The organism is Arthrobacter arabinosi (genome assembly GCF_054511115.1).
The window spans coordinates 633,363-651,585 of the sequence record NZ_JBTNDF010000003.1 but is presented as its reverse complement, the minus strand read 5'-3'; the positions used below and the strand labels follow the sequence as shown (position 1 = coordinate 651,585).

The 18,223-nt window shown below is 69.6% G+C and carries 19 protein-coding genes; 8 read left to right on the top strand and 11 right to left on the bottom strand.

Going from position 1 to position 18,223, the window contains the following annotated elements; genetic code table 11:
• Window positions 1-71: 71 nt before the first annotated feature.
• From ACX80P_RS11045 to ACX80P_RS11020, 6 genes are read right to left on the bottom strand one after another with little or no spacing between them, the layout of a single operon-like run.
• Window positions 72-875, bottom strand: coding sequence for an HpcH/HpaI aldolase family protein (locus ACX80P_RS11045; RefSeq protein WP_459278117.1), 804 nt, complete (start codon window positions 873-875; stop codon window positions 72-74).
• Window positions 860-1,645 (bottom strand): 2-oxo-hept-4-ene-1,7-dioate hydratase, encoded by a 786-nt coding sequence (hpaH, locus tag ACX80P_RS11040; protein WP_459278116.1) that lies wholly within the window; start codon window positions 1,643-1,645, stop codon window positions 860-862. The genes ACX80P_RS11045 and hpaH overlap by 16 nt, the downstream gene beginning before the upstream one ends.
• A 27-nt stretch (window positions 1,646-1,672) precedes the next feature.
• Window positions 1,673-2,752, bottom strand: a complete 1,080-nt coding sequence (gene hpaD / locus ACX80P_RS11035) for a 3,4-dihydroxyphenylacetate 2,3-dioxygenase (protein WP_459278115.1) — start codon at window positions 2,750-2,752, stop codon at window positions 1,673-1,675.
• A 30-nt stretch (window positions 2,753-2,782) separates the two neighbouring features.
• A complete protein-coding gene (gene hpaE, locus ACX80P_RS11030) occupies window positions 2,783-4,333 on the bottom strand; it encodes a 5-carboxymethyl-2-hydroxymuconate semialdehyde dehydrogenase (protein ID WP_459278114.1) in 1,551 nt (516 codons plus the stop codon).
• Window positions 4,334-4,342: 9 nt separating this feature from the next.
• A complete protein-coding gene (locus ACX80P_RS11025; RefSeq protein ID WP_459278113.1) occupies window positions 4,343-5,095 on the bottom strand; it encodes a GntR family transcriptional regulator in 753 nt (250 codons plus the stop codon).
• Window positions 5,088-6,548 (bottom strand): fumarylacetoacetate hydrolase family protein, encoded by a 1,461-nt coding sequence (locus ACX80P_RS11020; protein WP_459278112.1) that lies wholly within the window; start codon window positions 6,546-6,548, stop codon window positions 5,088-5,090. Before ACX80P_RS11020 ends, ACX80P_RS11025 begins: the two co-directional genes overlap by 8 nt.
• 225 nt (window positions 6,549-6,773) lie before the next feature.
• On the opposite strand from ACX80P_RS11020, the gene ACX80P_RS11015 reads away from it, so the two are divergent.
• From ACX80P_RS11015 to ACX80P_RS11005, 3 genes are all read left to right on the top strand, one after another.
• The gene (locus tag ACX80P_RS11015; protein WP_459278111.1) at window positions 6,774-7,028 is read left to right on the top strand and encodes a PLDc N-terminal domain-containing protein; all 255 of its coding nucleotides are present in this window, start codon (window positions 6,774-6,776) and stop codon (window positions 7,026-7,028) included.
• Between the two features lie 174 nt (window positions 7,029-7,202).
• The gene (locus tag ACX80P_RS11010) at window positions 7,203-7,391 is read left to right on the top strand and encodes a TetR-like C-terminal domain-containing protein (protein WP_459278110.1); all 189 of its coding nucleotides are present in this window, start codon (window positions 7,203-7,205) and stop codon (window positions 7,389-7,391) included.
• Window positions 7,392-7,484: 93 nt separating this feature from the next.
• Window positions 7,485-8,141 (top strand): sensor histidine kinase, encoded by a 657-nt coding sequence (locus ACX80P_RS11005; RefSeq protein ID WP_459278109.1) that lies wholly within the window; start codon window positions 7,485-7,487, stop codon window positions 8,139-8,141.
• Between the two features lie 12 nt (window positions 8,142-8,153).
• Here ACX80P_RS11005 and ACX80P_RS11000 read toward each other — a convergent pair whose 3' ends face one another.
• From ACX80P_RS11000 to ACX80P_RS10985, 4 genes are all read right to left on the bottom strand, one after another.
• Complete coding sequence (locus tag ACX80P_RS11000; RefSeq protein WP_459278108.1) at window positions 8,154-8,867, bottom strand: GAF and ANTAR domain-containing protein; 714 nt, start codon at window positions 8,865-8,867, stop codon at window positions 8,154-8,156.
• Between the two features lie 31 nt (window positions 8,868-8,898).
• Entirely contained in the window at window positions 8,899-9,573 is a 675-nt protein-coding gene (locus ACX80P_RS10995; protein WP_459278107.1) for a GAF and ANTAR domain-containing protein, read from the bottom strand.
• A 163-nt stretch (window positions 9,574-9,736) separates the two neighbouring features.
• Entirely contained in the window at window positions 9,737-10,420 is a 684-nt protein-coding gene (locus tag ACX80P_RS10990) for an ANTAR domain-containing protein (protein ID WP_459278106.1), read from the bottom strand.
• A gap of 91 nt (window positions 10,421-10,511) precedes the next feature.
• Window positions 10,512-11,219: a GAF and ANTAR domain-containing protein gene (locus ACX80P_RS10985; protein WP_459278105.1), complete on the bottom strand. Its 708-nt coding sequence runs from the start codon at window positions 11,217-11,219 to the stop codon at window positions 10,512-10,514.
• A gap of 435 nt (window positions 11,220-11,654) precedes the next feature.
• Between ACX80P_RS10985 and ACX80P_RS10980 the strand changes: the two genes are divergently transcribed.
• Window positions 11,655-12,320, top strand: coding sequence for an ANTAR domain-containing protein (locus ACX80P_RS10980; protein WP_459278104.1), 666 nt, complete (start codon window positions 11,655-11,657; stop codon window positions 12,318-12,320).
• Between the two features lie 47 nt (window positions 12,321-12,367).
• Window positions 12,368-13,111, top strand: a complete 744-nt coding sequence (locus ACX80P_RS10975; RefSeq protein ID WP_459278103.1) for a GAF and ANTAR domain-containing protein — start codon at window positions 12,368-12,370, stop codon at window positions 13,109-13,111.
• A 31-nt stretch (window positions 13,112-13,142) separates the two neighbouring features.
• Here the strand turns inward: ACX80P_RS10975 and ACX80P_RS10970 are convergent, their stop codons facing one another.
• Window positions 13,143-13,868, bottom strand: coding sequence for an ANTAR domain-containing protein (locus ACX80P_RS10970; RefSeq protein WP_459278102.1), 726 nt, complete (start codon window positions 13,866-13,868; stop codon window positions 13,143-13,145).
• Between the two features lie 256 nt (window positions 13,869-14,124).
• Here ACX80P_RS10970 and ACX80P_RS10965 point away from each other — a divergent pair, with 256 nt between their 5' ends.
• From ACX80P_RS10965 to ACX80P_RS10955, 3 genes are read left to right on the top strand one after another with little or no spacing between them, the layout of a single operon-like run.
• Window positions 14,125-16,053 carry an FAD-binding monooxygenase gene (locus ACX80P_RS10965; protein ID WP_459278101.1) on the top strand — a complete coding sequence of 643 codons (1,929 nt, stop codon included), beginning with the start codon at window positions 14,125-14,127 and terminating at the stop codon, window positions 16,051-16,053.
• 1 nt (window position 16,054) lies between these two features.
• Window positions 16,055-16,792 carry an IclR family transcriptional regulator gene (locus tag ACX80P_RS10960; protein WP_459278100.1) on the top strand — a complete coding sequence of 246 codons (738 nt, stop codon included), beginning with the start codon at window positions 16,055-16,057 and terminating at the stop codon, window positions 16,790-16,792.
• Between the two features lie 43 nt (window positions 16,793-16,835).
• The gene (locus ACX80P_RS10955; protein ID WP_459278099.1) at window positions 16,836-18,167 is read left to right on the top strand and encodes an AMP-binding protein; all 1,332 of its coding nucleotides are present in this window, start codon (window positions 16,836-16,838) and stop codon (window positions 18,165-18,167) included.
• The last annotated feature ends 56 nt before the right edge of the window (window positions 18,168-18,223 follow it).

Genomic DNA, 18,223 nt, shown 5'->3' with positions numbered 1-18,223 from the left:
ACGGTCCGGCGCGGGTCAGGGCGGGAACGCCGCCGTCGCGCACCGCCGCCCGGCCCGGCTGCCGGGCGCCGTCAGTAGCTGGCGCCCGGACCGCCGTCGGCCGCCGGGATGAACCCGGCGGCCAGGGCCTCGGAGCCGCGCGCCAGGAGCGCGACGTCGGCGCCGACCAGGACGAACCCGGCCCCGCCGTCCAGGTACCGCCGGGCGACGGACGGGGTGAAGGCGTTGACGCCCGCCGGCTTCCCGGCCCGCGTGGCAGCGGCGAGGCACTGCTCGACGGCGGCCACCACCTCGGGGTGTTCCTGCCGGCCGAGGAGGCCCAGGGACGCCGCGAGATCGGAGGGTCCGACGAAGATCGCGTCGACGCCGTCGACCGCGAGGATGTCCTCCACGGCGTCGACGGCGGCCGCCGATTCGATCTGCACCGTGACGCTGATCGTCGAGGACGCGCGCGTCAGGTACTCGGGCACCCGGTTCCAGCGGGCCGCCCGCGCGAGCGCCGACCCGACGCCGCGGACCCCCTCGGGCGGGTAGCGGGTCGCGGCGACGGCCGCCCGCGCGTCCGCGACGGAATGCACCATCGGGATCAGCAGGTTCTGCACGCCGAGGTCCAGGTACTGCTTGATGAGCACGGTGTCGTTGACCGGCGGCCGGACCAGTGTCTGCACCGGATACCCGTGGACGGCCTGCAGCTGGGAGAGGATCGACTCGAGGCCGTTCGGACTGTGCTCGGCGTCCACGAGCAGCCAGTCCAGCCCGGACCCGGCACAGATCTCGGCGACGAGCGGGCTGCCCGAGCACACCCACATGCCCACGAGCGGGCGATCGGCAGCGGCCAGCGCCTCCCGGAAGGAATCCCTCAGTGGAAGCGGCATGTGACGGCTCCCAGCGGTCCGTAGTCGGCGTGGACGGTGTCGCCCCTGTCCACCCAGAGCGGGCGGGTGAAGGACCCGGCGAGGATGATGTCCCCGGCATGCAGTCCGTCCCCGTGGGCGGCGATCTTGTTGGCGAGCCAGTGCACGCCCGCGGCCGGGTGGTCGAGGACCCCGGCGGCCACGCCGGTCTCCTCGACGACCTGGTTCTTGTAGAGGATGGCGGACACCCATCGGAGGTCGACGGCGTCGGGCCTCACGGGCCTGCCGCCCACCACCATGGCGCCCATCGCCGCGTTGTCGGAGATGGTGTCCACGATGGTGCGCCCCTCCATTTCGATCCGCGAGTCGAGGATCTCGAGGGCGGGCACCACGTGATCGGTGGCGTTGAGGACGTCGAAGATGGTGCAGCCCGGCCCGGCGAGGTCGTCCTTCAGCACGAACGCGAGTTCAACCTCCACCCGCGGGCGGGTGTAGGCGTCCCACGCTACGGAGCAGCCCGTCCCGAGGACCATGTCGTCGAAGATGGCGCCGTAGTCCGGTTCCGTGATGCCTGTGGCAACCTGCATCGCCCGCGACGTGAGGCCGATCTTCCGCCCCACCAGGGTGCGGCCGGCGTCCTCGTTCCGCTGCCGCCACAGCCGCTGCACCGCGTAGGAGTCGTCGACGGTCATGCCCGGGTACCGCGCGGTCAGCAGCGGTACCGGGGTCCGCGTCCGGGCGGCGTCGAGGAGCTCGTCGGCGATCTGGCTGATGGTCTGCGGATCGAGCATGGGCTTCCTTCGGTGGGCGGGCGGCGGTCAGAGCTGGGTGCCGAGTTTGAAGCCCTCGACGCCGTCGTCGTCGTTCCTGCGCGTGTAGGAGAAGCCGTCCGCCCCGACGGTGACGGCCATCTCGCTGCGCTCGTCCCGTTCGACGACGGGCTGGGGGTTGCCGTCGAGGTCCAGCACGAGCGACGCCTCCGAGTACCAGGACGGGACGACGGGGTTGCCCCACCAGTCGCGGCGCTGGTTGTCGTGGACGTCCCACGTGATCGTGGGGTTGTCCGGATCGCCCGTGTAGTAGTCCTGGCAGTAGATCTCCACGCGGTGGCCGTCCGGGTCGAGGATGTAGAGGTAGAAGGCGTTCGAGACGCCGTGCCTCCCCGGCCCGCGCTCGATGCGGTCGCTGATCCGCAGCGCACCCATCTTGTCGCAGATCTGGATGATGTTGTGCTTCTCGTGGGTCGCGAACGCGACGTGGTGCATGCGCGGCCCGTTCCCGCCGGTCAGTGCGGTGTCGTGCACGGTCTGCTTGCGGTGCATCCACACGGCGTAGGTGACGCCGTCGGAGTCCTGGATGTCCTCGGAGACGCGGAAGCCGAGGTCCTCCAGGTAGGCGCGGCCGCGCGGCACGTCCGGGGTGACCTGGTTGAAGTGGTCCAGCCGCACCAGCTCGCCGGCCGAATAGAGGTCGTAGCGCTGGGTGAGGCGCTCCACGTGCTGGACGTCGTAGAAGAACTCGTACGGGAAGCCCAGGGGGTCCTCGACGCGCACCGAGTCGCCGACGCCCTTCGTGAAGCCTCCTGCGCGGCGTTCGGTCCGGCAGCCCAGTTCGCGGTAGTACGCCTCGGCGGCGTCGACCTCCGCGGGCGACTTCACGCGGTACGCGAAGGCGGCGACGGCGGCGATCGGGCCGCGCCGCAGCACCAGGTTGTGGTGGATGAACTCCTCGAGCGAACGCAGGTAGATCGCGTCCTCGTCCTCCTCCGTGACGTGCAGGCCGAGGACGTCGACGTAGAATTCACGGGAGCGGGCGAGGTCGGTGACCACGATCTCCATGTAGGCGCAGCGGACGATGTCCGGGGCGGGGACCGAGGGGGTGGGAACGGGGGTGGTCATGGGATTCTCTCCTCGTCGAGCGAACGGGGGTCAGCCTTCGTTGGCGGCCGAGTCCGTGACGCTGCCGAACTTCGGGGTGTGGACGGTGCCGAGCGTGATGTGCACGGCCTGCTGGTCGGTGTAGAAGTCGATGGAGCGGTAGCCGCCCTCATGGCCCAGCCCGGAGGCCTTGACGCCGCCGAACGGGGTGCGCAGGTCGCGGACATTGTGGCTGTTGAGCCACACCATCCCTGCCTCCACGTCCTGCGCGAAGGTGTGCGCGCGGGTGAGGTCCTTCGTCCACACGTAGGCCGCGAGCCCGTACCGCGTGTTGTTGGCCAGCGCCAGGGCCTCGGCGTCGTCCTCGAACGGGGTGATGGCGACGACGGGCCCGAAGATCTCCTCCTGGAAGATCCGCGCGTCGGGGGAGACGTCGGCGAAGACCGTGGGTGCGATGTAGTTGCCCTCGGGCAGGTGCTCGGGGCGCCCCCCGCCGGCGAGGAGCCGGCCCTCCGTCTTGCCGATCTCCACGTAGGAGGCCACCTTGGCGTAGTGCTCAGGGTGCACGAGCGCCCCGACCTCGGTCCGCGGATCGTGGGGGTCGCCGACGACGATGGTCTTCGCGCGGGCCGCGTACTTCTCGCAGAACTCCTCGTAGACGGGGCGCTCGACGAGGATGCGGGAGCCGGCCGTGCACCGTTCTCCGTTGAGGGAGAAGACCCCGAAGAGCGCCGAGTCGATCGCGGCGTCGAGGTCCGCGTCCGCGAACACCACGCACGGCGACTTCCCGCCGAGCTCCATCGAGAGTCCCTTCAGGTGCGCGGCGGCGTTCCGGAAGATCGTCTGGCCCGTGGTGGTCTCCCCGGTGAAGGAGATGAGCGGGACGTCGGGGTGCTTGACGAGGGCGTCCCCGGCCTCCTCGCCGAGACCGTTGACGAGGTTGAACACGCCGTCGGGCAGCCCGGCGTCCTTGAAGATCTGCGCCCACAGGGACGCGGAGAGCGGCGTGAACTCGGCGGGCTTCAGGACCACCGTGTTACCCGTGGCCAGGGCGGGCGCGAGCTTCCAGGACTCCAGCATGAAGGGCGTGTTCCACGGGGTGATCAGCCCCGCGACGCCGATCGGCTTCCGGTTCACGTAGTTGATCTGGGAGCCGGGGACCTTCATGGCGTCGTCGAACTGGGCGACGATCAGGTCCGCGAAGAAACGGAAGTTCTCGGCCGCGCGCAGGGCCTGGCCCTTCGCCTGCGTGATCGGCAGGCCGGTGTCGAACGTCTCGAGCTCGGCGAGCCGGGACTCCTGCGCCTCGACGGCGTCGGCGATCCGGTTCAGCACGCGGGCGCGCTCGCGGGGCTTCATGCGGGGCCACGGGCCGTTCGTGAACGCTTCGCGGGCGGCGGCGACCGCACGATCGATGTCCTCCTGCCGGCCCGCTGCCGCGGTGGCATAGGTGGTGTTGGACACCGGGTCCAGGACGTCGAACGTCGCGCCTCCCACGGAGTCGACGAACTCGCCGCCGATGTAGTGCTGGATCGAGGACGGCAGGCCGTCCGGGATGTATTGCGCGGTGGCTGCGGCGGGCTGAGCGCGGGGGATCGTCATGGGTGGGTCCTAACCGTGGTCGTGTGCTGCATCGGAGTCTGGTTCGGGGTCTGGTTCGGGGTCTGTTTCGGGGTCTGTTTCGGTGGCGCCGAAGTGCGTCAGGTAGGCGTCGAGGGTGGCGCTGCGGTGGAGGCGTGCGGCTCGTTCGATGGTGTCGGCGTCGGCCCCGTCCGCGATGAGGGCGAGCAGGTGCGCGTGTTCCTCGACGGACTCGCGGGCCCGCTCGGGGACGAAGCGGAAGGTCGAGGACCGCAACGACGCGAGCCGGTTCCAGCCGCGGTGCACCAGGTCGAGGATGTGCGGATTGGGGCAGTGCTCGAAGAGGATGGCGTGGAAGTCCTGGTTCAGGCGGGTGAAGCGGAGGGGATCGAAATCCTGCAGGCTCGCGCGCATCTCCTCGTTGACCGCCCGGGCCCGTGCGATGTCTTCGGCGCCGACCAGCGGTGCGGACAGCGCCGTCGCCGCTCCCTCCACGAGGCTCAGGGTCTGCATGGTGTACAGGTACTCGGTGGGGTCGATGCCCGCGACCGTCGCTCCGACGTTCCGCCGGAAGGTCACCAGGCCCTCGGCCTCGAGGCGGCGGATGGCCTCCCGGACGGGCACCACGCTGACCCCGAGGTCCTGGGCGATCGCGGCCAGGACCAGCCGGTGGCCCGGAGGGTAGGCTCCGTCCACGATCCGCTGCTTGACGGCGCCGTAGGCCTGCTGCGACTTGCTGCCTGTCGCGGGGGCGTCGTCGGTGGTAGCTGCCGGCTCAGCCATCGGCGTGCCGTTCCTGCCACTCGTCGAAGCGCTCCCGCCAGGCGGCGTCCATCGGGTACAGGCCGTCCACGCCGTGCCCGTCGGCCACCATCGCGGCGATGAACGTCTCCTCGCGTTCCTGCACGACGGCGTCGCCGGCCAGTTCCGCCGCGAGAGCGGGCGGGATCACGAGGATGCCGTCGGCGTCCGCCACGATGATGTCGCCGGGCTGGACGGTCGTCCCTCCGCAGGCGATCGTGATGTCGGTGTCCCAGGGGATGTGGCGCCGCCCCAGCACGGCCGGGTGCGGAGTGGCGTAGAAGGTGGGCATGTCCAGGGCGGCCACCGCGGCGAAGTCGCGGACGCCGCCGTCGGTGATGATCGCCGCAGCCCCGCGCACCTGCGCCCGGAGGGCGAGGATGTCCCCGACCGTGCCGGTGCCTTTCTCGCCGCGTGCCTCCATCACGAGGATCTCGCCGTCGCCGACGGTGTCGATCGCGCGTTTCTGGGCGTTGTAGCCGGCGCCGTGGGCGCTGAAGAGGTCCTCACGGTTCGGCACGTAGCGGAGGGTGCGGGCGAGTCCGACGACGCGCCGGCCCGGCTGCGTGGAGGTGAGGCCGTCGATGCTGACGTTGTTCAGACCGCGCTTGCGCAGCTGGGAGGAGAGGGTGGCGGTGGAGACGCTCTCGAGGATCGCCTTCAGCTCGGGGGTCAGGACGCTCACCGCCACGGGCAGTCCGGCCGCCGCGCGGGAGCCGTAGGCCTCCTCGCGCTGGACGTCGTCGACCATCGGCCGGGCCCCGAACGCGGCCAGCGGCGTCGTACCCTCGCGGACGGTGGTGGCCAGCCGGCCTGTCGACACGCTACCCGCGGTCACCTCCACCTCCAGCAGGTCGCCCGGTCCGGCGACCGACGCTCCGGCGGGCGTGCCGGTGAGGATCAGGTCGCCGGGTTCGAGGGTGAGGAGCTGGGACAGGTCCGCGATGAGCCGGGCGAACGGGAAGAGGAGGTCCGCGGTGGTGTCGTCCTGCACCAGCACGCCGTTGTGCCAGGTGCGGATCCGGAGGGCGGCGGGGTCGACGGCATCGGCCGGCAGGAGGCCCGGTCCCACCGGAGTGAAGCCGTCCCCGCCCTTGGACCGGAGGTTGGAACCCTTGTCCGCGTAGCGCAGGTCGTAGACACCGAGGTCGTTGGCGGCCGTGACCCAGCGGACATGGCCCCACGCGGCCTCGGGGGAGACCCTGCGGGCGGGGGAGCCGATGACGAGCGCGATCTCACCTTCGAAGCCGAGCAGTTCGCAGCCGGCGGGGCGCTCGACGGCGGCACCGGACAGGGCGAGGGAGGAGGACGGCTTGAGGAAGTAGGACGGCTGCTCGGGGGAGCGGCCCCGCTGCGCGGCCCGGCTGGGGTAGTTGATGTGTACCGCGATGACCTTGCGGGCTGCGGCCAGGACGCCGTCGTCGACCAGTTCCACCCGTTGCTCCTCATCGAGTCCGAAATCGTATACGAACAGTAGGCAGGGGGGTCCCGGTGCGTCAAGGTCGGGTCTGCTGCGGTGCCCCGGAATTTTCGCCCCGGGCATGGCGGTGGACCGCGGTCCGTGGTGGAATTTGGCATCCGAACGTTCCGCCCCGCCCGTGCACCCGGGAATGAGGCTTCAGCCCCGCTTCCGGCACCGGCGCCGACCCGGGAGATCCCCATGGCTGACCGCAAAGCATCGACGCATTCCTCGAAGAGAGCCGCTCGGAAGCACTGGAGCGACCTGACGGACGGGCAGAAGGCGAGGGTGATGGTCCTCGGCACCCTCCAGCTCTCCCTGGCTGCCTTCGCCTGGACGGACCTGGCTACCCGGCCCAGGGACACGGTGAACGGCAGCAAGGGCATGTGGGCCGCCATCATCGCCATCAACTTCGTGGGCCCCGTGGCGTACTTCTGGAAGGGGATCCGCCGCTAGGGGCTACTCGGTGCGGTAGGCGGGATCGGGCCACATCGGCGAAGGCGGTCACCATGCCGCCCTGGCCTTACGGCTCGGCGCCCGGCAGCCCTCGCTCCACACCCACATCGACTCGATGGCGGGGATGCATCGCGATGTCTCGGTCGCGCACGACGCGACCTCGAGGACGAGGCCGTGTCGCCCGCAGGTATCCAGATCATCGCCGAGGTGCTCGCCGCGTACGACCCGGCGGGTGACGACGCCGTCGACGCGATCCGCGGCCTTCGCTCCGCCCTGCACGGCTTCGTCCCGTTCGGGACCACGGGGCCATTCGCCGTGAGCGCGAATGCCGGCCGCAGTCGGTATCCGGGGTGGCCGCGATAGTCGTTGACCTGAGGACGGCGAAGGTCCAGTCTTGTACTGGACACCCCGGACCCTGGTGGCGCCGTTTTCTTCCTGCTGCCAAGGAGTCACATCATGTCGTCGATCGTCGATTCACGAGCCCCCATATCCCGCGTCCCCTCGATCTCGGGGGACGGAGCGGCAGGGGCCGAGCGAGCGGTTCAGCAGCACGACGAGGTCATCCAACGCCTCTTCGCGGTGGGCCTGCGCGTGCAGGGTCTCCGCAGGCACACGTCGGACCGTGAATCCCTGGACCGCATCGGCCTCGTGTCCGCTGAGCTCGATGCCGCCATCAGGGAACTGCGTCACACCATCCATTCCCTGCGGTCGGTCCCGCTCGTCGCCCCGACCTTCAGCTCCAGCATCGTCGCCCTTGTCGCGGCCACAGCCCGGGTTCCTGCCCTTCAACCCTCGGTGCACCTCACCGGGCCCCTGGACGCCGCAATCGGCCCGGACGTGGCGGACCATGTGCAGGAAGTCCTTCGGGAGGGCCTGTGCAATGCGCTCCGGCACGCTGCAGCACACTCCATCACCATCACGCTGGAGGCCCTCCCGGATCGTCTCGAGCTGCGCATCACCGACGACGGCTCCGGGTTCACGGAGCCGCCGTCCTGCCCGGGCCTGACGGCGATGCGGCGCCACGCCGCACGCTGCAAGGGCACCCTCTCGATCGCGAGCACCCTCGGCGAGGGGACGCATGTCCTGCTGATCGTGCCCCTGAACCCCCGCTGAGGGCATCCGTCGTCAGAGGGCCAGGGTGCGGCCGAGGACTGCTTCTGCCGTATCGGTCAGACTGGCTCTGTGGGAGCGGGCGTAGGCACGCAGGCGTTCGAAGGCTTCATTGGTGGTGACGTTCGACGTCTGGGAGATCACTCCCTTCGCCTGCTCGACGAGGATCCGGCTGTTCAGTGCCCGCTGCAGCTGATCATTGACGACCGCTGACTCCCTGATGGTGCGCTCCTGCAGGATGCTGATCGTCGACACATCGGCCAGCGCCTGCCCGATGGCGACATCCTCCTCGCTCAGTTCTCCCGTATCGGTGCGGAACAGGTTCATCGCACCGATGGTCTTGCGACGTACGCGGAGTGGAAAGGCATGCACGGACTGGAAACCCTGGGCGGACGCCGCCTCCCTGAACCTCGGCCACCGGTCGCCGGTTCCGGCGATGTCGCGGATGGTGACGGGAATGCCCGTGACGAAGCACTCCACGCACGGGCCGGCACCTGTCTCCTGCTGGAGGACTTCGATGAGGTGGCTTTCCTCGCTGGTCGACGCCAGCACCTGCAGGACGCCGTCCGGTCCGGCGAGCATCAACCCGGCGGCGGTCGCGTCGAGAAGTCCGACACACTCCTCCACGAGCGTGTGCAGAAGATCAAGCACGTCGAATTCGTCGACGAGCGTGTCCGCGATCCTGACGAACGCGGCACTGACCCGGCTTGCCCGGGTGGTGGATTTCATGAAGCCCACTGTAGGCCTCCTTAGATCGATCTCATGGGTTCGGAGGAGGCGTGAAGGCCAGCCGTCTGTCGAGGACATCGCAGGATGTCTCCCGTACGCTCTGTCCGTTCGCGAAAGCATGCCCTCGGAGCAGAAGCAGGGCTTCGGCCGCCGTCCCGCCCGTCTGCGCGAGCACCATGCCCGTTGCCTGGTGTATCTCGCGGCGTGAGGGTGTCAGGCCCGCTTCGGGATCGTCCTCATCGTCGGGGACGAGGAAATGGCGCAGCAGACTCCATGCGGTGCCGTCGACCAGCGAGCGTGCTGTGATCATCTCGGATCGGTTCAGCTCTCCAGGAGTGGTTCGGTAGAGTTCTGCGACCCCCACATCCAGGGCGCCGATGATCAGGGGGAAGACGAACAGCGCCTGCACCTCGGTGTCCGTCAACTCTTTTCCGAAGACCGGCCATTTCTCATGGGCCATCGTCCGCACATAGGGGAGGAGGACCGGCATGCGGGAGCGAGCGGCCTCCCATCGGGGGCCTTCGCCGAGATCGAACTGGAGCTCATCGAGCCTGGCGGCGAGCCCGTCGCTGGCCCCCAGCATCGTCTCCCGGGCTGAACCCGTGAACGCGGAGAGTGCGGCCCCCGACACCGGTACCGCCTCGATGAAGGTCGCGCACAGAGTCGAACACAGCCGATCCAGCCCTGACGCCTCGTTCACGGTCATGTGCATCACCTGCTGGGAAGATCATGCGGGTCGGTCGAGGTCCCGGTGACCCTTGTGCTCCCAAGTCTAGAGACCCTCCGGGCCCATGGTCAGGTGGGGCCGCACTCGACTCTCATGAGGGGATACCTGCCTCCACTCTGCCCGGGTGGAGGCCGAACCCGCGTCAGAGAACCAGCGTGCGGTCGATGACCTGCTGGCTGGTGTCGTTGAGGGTCTGGTGTGCGGAGCGGGCGTGGTTGCGCAGGCGGTTGAACGCCTCGTCCATGGTCACGGTGGATATCTGGGCGATGACGCCTTTGGCCTGCTCGATCATGATCCTGCTGTTCAGGGCTCTCTGCAGCTGATCGTTCACGATCTGGCTCTCCCGGATCGTCCGCTCCTGCAGGAGGCTTATCGTGGCCACGGAGGCCAGGGCCTGGGCGATCACCGCGTCCTCGTGCTCCAGGTCACCGATCGTCGAGCCGAAGAGGCCCATGGCGCCGATGACTCGTTCGTGGATGCGCAGGGGAACGACATGCACGGACGCGAAACCCTGCCGGAGGGCAGCCCGCCGGAAAGCAGGCCACTTGTCGAGAGCGGCGATATCGGCGATCGTGACGACGGATCCGGAGTGGTAGCACTCGATGCAGGGGCCCTCCCCTGCCTGCAACTGGAAGATCTCGACGAGTTCCGACTCCTCGCTGGTCGACGCCACGACCTGCAGGTCACCCTGGGGGCCGGCGAGGAGGAGGCCCACCTGATCGACCTGCAGGAGGTCGACGCATTCCTCGGTCAGGGTGTGGAGCATGTCGAGAACGTCGTAGTCGGCGACCAGGGTGTCGGCGAGCCTGACGAACGCGGTGCTCACTTTTTCTGGTCGTGATCGGGTCACCATTGTTCCGTCCTCCGGCACTGCTTCGTGTTGTCGCCCTGGTGGCTGGGATAAAGAAGTACTTCCATCAGTGTTCCTCACTGCCGGCAGTGTCCGACACGGCATCCGGTTCCGCGGTGAAGGTGAGACGTCGGCTGATGACCGCCCGTGCCGCCTCCTCGAGGGATTGTTCGTGGGCGAACGCGTGGGCACGCAGCAGCATCAGGGCATCGGCGGCCGACACATCTGCCTGCACGAGGATCATCCCCGTCGCCTGGTGGATCTCTCGTCGTGCGAGCGGCTCGGACTCCGTCATCGCTCCCGGGTTTCGGCGACCTTCGTCCAGGATGGAGTGCAGCAGCGCCCAGGACGTCTTGCCGGTCAGCATCTGCGCGTGAAGGAGGCTGGACGTGCTGAGCGCGCCGGGAAGGGTGTGATGCAGTTCGACCACACCGATATTGACGGCACCGACGATCAGCGGCAGGACGAAGACCGCGGCCGCCCCCGCGTCGGCAAGGGACGTACCGAGGGCGGGCCAGGTGAGGTGGGCTGCGCGGGTGTCCGGAACGATCACGGGGGCGCGGGTCCGCATGGCGTCCCATCGCGGCCCCTCTCCGACCGAGAACTGCGCCTCATCCAGGGCGATCGCGCGGTCGCCCGTCGCACCGATACGGGTCTCGTTCGCGGTTCCGACGAAGACGGAGATAGCAGCACCGGCCACCGGCAACTCCGTCAGGAAGGGTGCACACAGGTCCTCGTTGCCGGCGAGGTTCAGCACGCCGACCCGCCAGGGCATGGGGCTGGGTGAGGACTGGTCGTGGCCGGCCTCGGATCGTCGGCCCTACGGCCGCAGGCATTCATCGCTCTCAAAGCCCTTCGACAACCTGCCCCTGATCACTGGATTCCACACGGAACCGCTCCCCACCATAGCCCGACCTTCCCGTCCGAGGGACGTGCACGCCCAGTATTCCAGTGCAGGACTCCTGAGGTCACGACAAACGGACGACCACGTTCATTGACGAAAGGGCGGGCATGGCGGAGTGTTGTAGCTGACACCCCAGACCCTGGTGGCACGGTATTCTTTCTGGCGCCAAGGAGTCTCGACATGTTGAAAGCCTACGATTCAGGGCCGCCGGGGCCTGATCCCGCCTCGACGGTGCCCGATGGTGGCACTTCCACGATGGCCACGCGCCGGTCCGACGGCCGATGGGTTCGGGATCCGGTAGACGAGTTGCACCGACTCGTCCTCCAGCACCGGGATGTCACCGACTTCGGTGACGCGCTGGTCCACCTCGCGGAGGCCCACATGTCCGAGCACGCCGGTGCCCGCACCCGGTGCACGTTGTATTTCCGGTCGGCCCGGGGAAGCCATTTCGTCGCGGCGAGCGACCCTGATCTGGCGGCCCTCGCGCGCCACCACGGGTGGCTCCCCGAGGAGCAGCACCCCACCGCGGACCGCCGCTCGGAGGCGCGGAACTCGTTCAGCACCGCAGCACGAGCCCTGAGCGTCCGCTCACTCATGACGGTGCCCCTCGATCTCGAGGACGACGGCGTTGCGGCCCTGTCCTTCTACGGCACCGACGAAGGGACGTTCTCTGCCGGACGGCGCCGCAGGGCGGAGGATTTCGCCCGTTCCGCTGCGCGCTCGCTTCACCTCGTCCTCCGGCTGGGTTCCACGACGCAGCGGGAGGCGAACCTGCGCGCGGCGCTCGAGTCCCGGACGGTGATCGACCTCGCGGTCGGGATGATCATGGCCCAGAACCGGTGCTCCCACCAGCAGGCCGTCTCGATCCTCCGCCGGGCATCGAACACGCAGGGCACGCGACTGCGCGCCATCGCAGAACGGATCGTCAGCACCTACGACCCACAGCAGCCAGTCACCCATTTCACCAACTGAAGGCCCCGAGCACCCGGACCCCGCCTCAACCGATCGGACGGCAACCCATGGCCACACCGCCTTCATCCTCCGACCCGTCTCCCATCTTCGGGCACATCAGGGGCCGGCTCCTGACCGAGCAGACCGCGCACGACGCCGTCGACGGCCTGGCCGAGGCCGCCGTCGGCATCATCCGCTCCGCGGAGGGTGCGGGCGTGAGCCTCATCGACACCGCCGGCCGGCGGGTGAGCGTCGGGGCCACCAGCAACGCCGTACTCGACGCCGACGCCCTGCAGTACGAGTTCGGCGAGGGGCCCTGCTTGAGCGCGTGGGCGACCGGCGCTCCCATCTACGTCGCCGACACCCGGGCCGATGACCGGTGGGCGCGGTGGATGACAGCGGCGGCGCGGAACGGGATCAGATCCTGCCTCAGCGTGCCACTGGTGAAGCAGGAGGCAGCCCTCGGAGCGATGAAGGTGTATTCGGCCAGCCCTGACGCGTTCTCGGACGTGGACCGCCGACTCCTGCTGAACCTCGCCCGATCCGCGGCAGCCCTGCTCGGTCACATCCAGACCGACGACCTCCCACAACGTGCCGGCAACGAACTCAAGGCTGCCCTCGCCAGCCGGGACACCATCGGGATCACCTGTGGCATCCTCATGGAACGCCACGGGATCGACAGGGAGACAGCCATGGCGGAACTCATCGACCTGGCGACCAGCACCGGTACCTCCGTCTGGCACCAGGCCATGGGTATCAGTGGCGAGGGAACATCGGGACCGGACCCTCTCGGGCCTGCCGAGAGTGAATGAGCGGGCCGGCCGTCGTCGTTCCCTGCGCGTGTCAGTTCGTGAAATGGGTGCGAGGGGTGGAGCCGGTCGCCTGGACGATCAGTTCACGCGCGACCTCGCTCAGTTTCTGGCGCCGGGTGTTGGAGGCCCGTTGAAGCATCTCGAACGCTTCTTCCTGGGTGCACCGGCTCTGGCCCAGGATGATTCCGACGGCGATGTCGATATTGGTCCGTGTCTCCATCGCCGAGTACAGATCGGACGCAGCGTCCTGGTGGCGGGCCACGCGCATCGCCATCTCGAGGGCGTTGCCGGCCTGGGAGGCGAACACGGCGGCCACCCGCTGTCGGTCAGGGGTGAAGAACGCGGTCGGGCGGGCGTAGAAGTTCAGGGTCGCGCTTCCTTCCGGTCCGAGTTCCAGCGGGATGCTGAGCATCGATGCGAACCCTGTTGCTGCTGAGGAGCTGAAGTAGCGAGGCCACCGCCGGTCACGTCGTGCGTCGTCGACGACGACCGTCCCACGTCCGGTCATCGCAGCCAGCGATGGGCCCTCTCCGACATGGTGCTGGAGCTCGTTCAGGGCCGTGGCGGTTTCCGAGCCGCTCCTGACGTTCAGGTGCCGGTTCCCGCGTCGGGACATCAGTCCGCACGGCACCGGCTCACCGTTGGTGAAGAGCTGTTCACCCAGGACGGACAACTGGTCGAGGAAGTCCGTGATGTCCCGGTCCTCGAGCAGCAGGGACTGGGGATCAGTGGCATCGGACCGTGTGTTGTCCTGCATGGCAAGTAATCTACGCCACACCCGATGGAACTTGGACCCGCGGGGTCCGGGAACCGGCGGTGAGGGCTTCATGCGTCCACCCGGGAGCCCGAACCCGGTCGAGCCTCATCGAGGCGGGAGCCGTCACCCGTGCCGGGCGGCAGGCGATTGAGTCCCGCCCACGCCCGGGCTACCATCGGCCTACGAAAGAAGAACGGCGTATTCGATTATCGAACGCGTGAGTAGCGGCACAACCACGATGAAGTGAGGCCAGCCCGTGCAGTTCCACCACCATGGCTATGTGTCCGGTGACCCCCGCGTCCAGCCCGCGGCCGGCGTCGGACTGGACCGTCCGCCGGAGCTCCCCGACGAGGTCGACGTCCTCATCATCGGCACCGGACCCGCCGGCATGATCGCCGCCGCGCAGCTCTCCCAGTTCCCGGGCATCAGTACGCGGATCCTGGAGCGCCGCCCGGGCAGGCTCGTGATCGGCCAGGCGGACGGCATCCAGGCCCGCAGCGTCGAGACGTTCCAGGCCTTCGGGTTCGCCCACCGGATCATCGACGAGGCGTACCGGATCGTCGAGATGGCCTTCTGGAAGCCCGATCCCGCGGATTCCTCGCGCATCATCCGCACGGCCCGCCCCGAGGACGATCCGACCGGCATCAGCGAGTTCCCGCACCTGATCGTCAACCAGGCCCGGGTCCTCGACTACTTCGCCGAGTTCATGAAGAACGCGCCCACCCGCATGGAACCCGACTACGGCTTCGAATTCGTGGGGCTGGAGGTCGACGACGCGCAGGAGTACCCGGTCCGGGTCACCCTCACGCCCACGGTGGGGGAGCACGCGGGTGCGGAGCGCATCGTGCGCGCGAAATACGTGGTGGGGGCCGACGGCGCACGCAGCCCGGTACGCCAGGCGATCGGCTGCACCCTGGCCGGGGACCAGGCCAACCACGCGTGGGGCGTGATGGACGCACTGGCGGTCACCGATTTCCCCGACATCCGCCGCAAGTGCGCCATCCAGTCCGGGGCCGGCGGCAGCATCCTGCTGATCCCACGCGAGGGCGGGCACCTCTTCCGCATGTACGTCGACCTCGGCGAGGTGGACCCGGCGGACAAGGGAGCGGTCCGGTCCACGACGCTCGAGCAGATCATCGTGAAGGCCAACACGATCCTCAGCCCCTACACCCTGGATGTGCGCGACGTCGCCTGGCACAGCGTCTACGAGGTGGGCCACCGCCTCACCGACAGGTTCGACGACGTCCTGCCCGAGGACGTGGGCACCCGCACCCCGCGCGTCTTCATCACCGGCGACGCCTGCCACACGCACAGCGCCAAGGCCGGCCAGGGCATGAACGTGTCCATGCAGGACGGCTTCAACCTCGGCTGGAAACTCGGCCACGTCCTCGAGGGCCGCAGCCCGGAGGCCCTGCTGGCCACGTACTCGGCCGAACGGCAGGTCGTCGCCAGGGACCTCATCGCGTTCGACAAGGAGTGGTCGGCGCTCATGGCACGGAAGCCGGAGGAGTTCGCCGACCCGTCCGAACTCGAGGACTTCTATGTGCGGACCATGGAGTTCCCCGCGGGCTTCATGACGCAGTACGCGCCGTCGATGCTCGTCGCAGAGGCCTCGCACCAGGGCCTCGCCGCCGGCTTCCCCGTCGGCAAGCGCTTCAAGTCGGCGCCCGTGGTCCGCGTGTGCGACGGCGTGCCCATGCACCTCGGCCACCACGCGACGGCGGACGGCCGGTGGCGCATCTACGTGTTCGCGGACCGGGCGGAGCCGGGGGCGGCCTCCGGCGTGGCGGCGTTCGCCGACTGGATCGGCACGCACCCCGACTCGCCGCTCGCCGCCACACCCCCGGACGCCGACCGGGACGCCTGGTTCGACGTGAAGGTGGTCTACCAGCAGGACCACACGAGGGTGGACATCGGACGAGTCCCGAAGGAATTCACTCCGGCGGTCGGGCCGTTCGGGCTCACCGACTACGAGAAGGTGTACGCCGCGGATCCGGCCGCGGACATCTTCGATCTGCGCAGCCTGGACCGGGCGGGCGTCGTCGTCGTCGTCCGGCCGGACCAGTACGTGGCGCACGTGCTCCCGCTCGCCGACACCGCGGGCCTCGCCGCGTTCTTCGGCCCGCTCCTGGCGACCGGGACGGACGGTCCCGGCACGCGCGGAGCCGGCCGGGCCTTCGCCTGACATGCGCGCCGCGCACACGGGGCCGACGGCGTCAGCCACAGCCGCGCCGTCGGCCCCCGCCTCCCAGACCCTGTCGCGGGGCATCCGGGCACTGGAGATCCTTGCGGAGGCCCCGGACGGGCTGACGACGGCGGAGATCGCCGGCGCGCTGGATGTGCACCGCTCCATCGCCTACCGGATCCTGCGCACCCTCGAGGAGCACTCGCTCGTGGTCCGGGACGCCGGGGGACGCTTCCAGGCCGGCCCGGGCCTCGCGAACCTGGCCCGGGGCGTGGCTCCCCGGCTGCAGACGGCCGCGCTGCCCGAACTCACCGCGGTCGCGTGCGAGCTGCAGATGACCGCGTTCATCGCGGTCTGGGACAGGCACCACTGCGTCACCCTCGTCGCCGTCGAACCGCCCCACGGGGAGGGCACCCTCGTCCAGCGGCCCGGCTCACGCCACCCGTTCGACGCCGGGGCGCCCGGCATCGCCATCCAGTCCGCCCTCACCGAGGCCCACTGGCAGCGCCTGGCGCCGGGCTCGCCCTACCGGGAGGCCGCCAGGATCGCGGCGGCCACCGGGTACGCGACGAGCCGGGACGAGGTAATCCCGGGCGTCAGTTCCGTCGCCGCCCCCGTGCACGTCCGTGGCCAGCTGCCGGCCGCGCTCGCCGTCGTCTACCTCCGCAGCGGGCGCACGGTGGAGGCCATCGGCGCCCGCGTCGCCGAGGCGGCCCGCGCCGTCGGATCCGTCCTGTGAGACGGCCCCACCACCCCATCCCCCTCCGTGCGAAGGATCAGCCATGACCACCACCCCCCTCCGTGCGTCCGCCGCGGATCCCGCCACCCTCGACGCCGAGGAGACGTGGTCCCGTGACCACCTGGAATCCGTGCAGCTGGACCGCCTCAAGGCCACGCTCGCCCACGCCTACGCGCAGGTGCCCCTGTACCGGCGGAAGTTCGACGACGCCGGTGTGCACCCCGAGGACCTGCGCGAGCTCGCCGACCTCGCGATGTTCCCCTTCACCACCAAGGAGGACCTGCGCAGCACCTACCCGTTCGGCATGTTCGCCGTCCCGCAGGAGCGCGTGGCCCGTATCCACGCGTCCTCCGGCACCACGGGCCAGCCAACCGTCGTCGGCTACACGGCCGGGGACCTCGACCGGTGGGCCTCCCTCGTGGCGCGCTCGCTGCGTGCCTCCGGCGTGAAGCCCGGCTGGAAGGTCCACAACGCGTACGGCTACGGGCTGTTCACGGGCGGTCTCGGCGCGCACGCGGGCGCGGAGCGGCTGGGCTGCACCGTCATCCCCATCTCGGGCGGCCAGACGGAGCGGCAGGTGCAGCTCATCCGGGACTTCGAACCCGACGCCATCCTCGCCACACCCACCTATCTGCTGACCATCCTCGACGCCATGGTCGCCGCCGGGATCGACCCGTCGTCGACGTCCCTGAAGACCGGCGTGCTCGGGGCGGAGCCGTGGACGGAGGGGATGCGGCAGGAACTCGAGGGGCGCGGGGGCTTCGACGCGTGCGACATCTACGGGCTGTCCGAGGTCATGGGCCCCGGGGTCGCGGGCGAATGCGTGGAATCGAAGGACGGCTCCCACATCTGGGAGGACCACTTCCGGCCGGAGATCATCGACCCGTTCACGGAGCGGGTACAGGGCGACGGCCAGGCGGGCGAACTCGTGTTCACGTCCCTCACCAAGGAGGCGCTGCCCATCATCCGTTACCGCACCCACGACCTCACCCGCCTGCAGCCCGGGACGGCCCGGCCGGGCATGCGCCGCATGGAGCGCATCACCGGGCGGAGCGACGACATGGTGATCGTGCGGGGCGTGAACCTGTTCCCCACGCAGGTCGAGGAGCTCACGCTCCGCATCCCCGCCCTCAGCCCGCACTTCCAGCTCGAACTGACCCGGCCCGAGGGTCAGCGGATGGACCAGCTGACCATCAAGGTGGAACCGCGCGACGGGGTCTCGGCCGCCGACGCCGCCGCGGCCGCCGTCGAGCTCCGGCACCAGGTCAAGACGCACATCGGCTCCACGTGCGCCGTCACCGTGGTCGACCAGGGGTCGCTGGTGCGCTCCAGCGGGAAGCTCCGGCGGATCTACGACCTCCGGCCCCGCGGCTGACGGCGGCACGCTCGTCCCTCGGCACGGCCCGTACCGGACGTTCGCGTCCGCGGCGC

Excerpts from the sequence above, each read along its gene's own strand:
- ACX80P_RS11045 (WP_459278117.1), bottom strand. The coding sequence starts at position 875 with ATGCCGCTTCCACTGAGGGATTCCTTCCGGGAGGCGCTGGCCGCTGCC.
- hpaH (WP_459278116.1), bottom strand. The coding sequence starts at position 1,645 with ATGCTCGATCCGCAGACCATCAGCCAGATCGCCGACGAGCTCCTCGAC.
- hpaD (WP_459278115.1), bottom strand. The coding sequence starts at position 2,752 with ATGACCACCCCCGTTCCCACCCCCTCGGTCCCCGCCCCGGACATCGTC.
- hpaE (WP_459278114.1), bottom strand. The coding sequence starts at position 4,333 with ATGACGATCCCCCGCGCTCAGCCCGCCGCAGCCACCGCGCAATACATC.
- ACX80P_RS11025 (WP_459278113.1), bottom strand. The coding sequence starts at position 5,095 with ATGGCTGAGCCGGCAGCTACCACCGACGACGCCCCCGCGACAGGCAGC.
- ACX80P_RS11015 (WP_459278111.1), top strand. The coding sequence starts at position 6,774 with ATGGCTGACCGCAAAGCATCGACGCATTCCTCGAAGAGAGCCGCTCGG.
- ACX80P_RS11005 (WP_459278109.1), top strand. The coding sequence starts at position 7,485 with ATGTCGTCGATCGTCGATTCACGAGCCCCCATATCCCGCGTCCCCTCG.
- ACX80P_RS11000 (WP_459278108.1), bottom strand. The coding sequence starts at position 8,867 with ATGAAATCCACCACCCGGGCAAGCCGGGTCAGTGCCGCGTTCGTCAGG.
- ACX80P_RS10995 (WP_459278107.1), bottom strand. The coding sequence starts at position 9,573 with ATGACCGTGAACGAGGCGTCAGGGCTGGATCGGCTGTGTTCGACTCTG.
- ACX80P_RS10985 (WP_459278105.1), bottom strand. The coding sequence starts at position 11,219 with ATGCCCTGGCGGGTCGGCGTGCTGAACCTCGCCGGCAACGAGGACCTG.
- ACX80P_RS10975 (WP_459278103.1), top strand. The coding sequence starts at position 12,368 with ATGGCCACACCGCCTTCATCCTCCGACCCGTCTCCCATCTTCGGGCAC.
- ACX80P_RS10970 (WP_459278102.1), bottom strand. The coding sequence starts at position 13,868 with ATGCAGGACAACACACGGTCCGATGCCACTGATCCCCAGTCCCTGCTG.
- ACX80P_RS10960 (WP_459278100.1), top strand. The coding sequence starts at position 16,055 with ATGCGCGCCGCGCACACGGGGCCGACGGCGTCAGCCACAGCCGCGCCG.
- ACX80P_RS10955 (WP_459278099.1), top strand. The coding sequence starts at position 16,836 with ATGACCACCACCCCCCTCCGTGCGTCCGCCGCGGATCCCGCCACCCTC.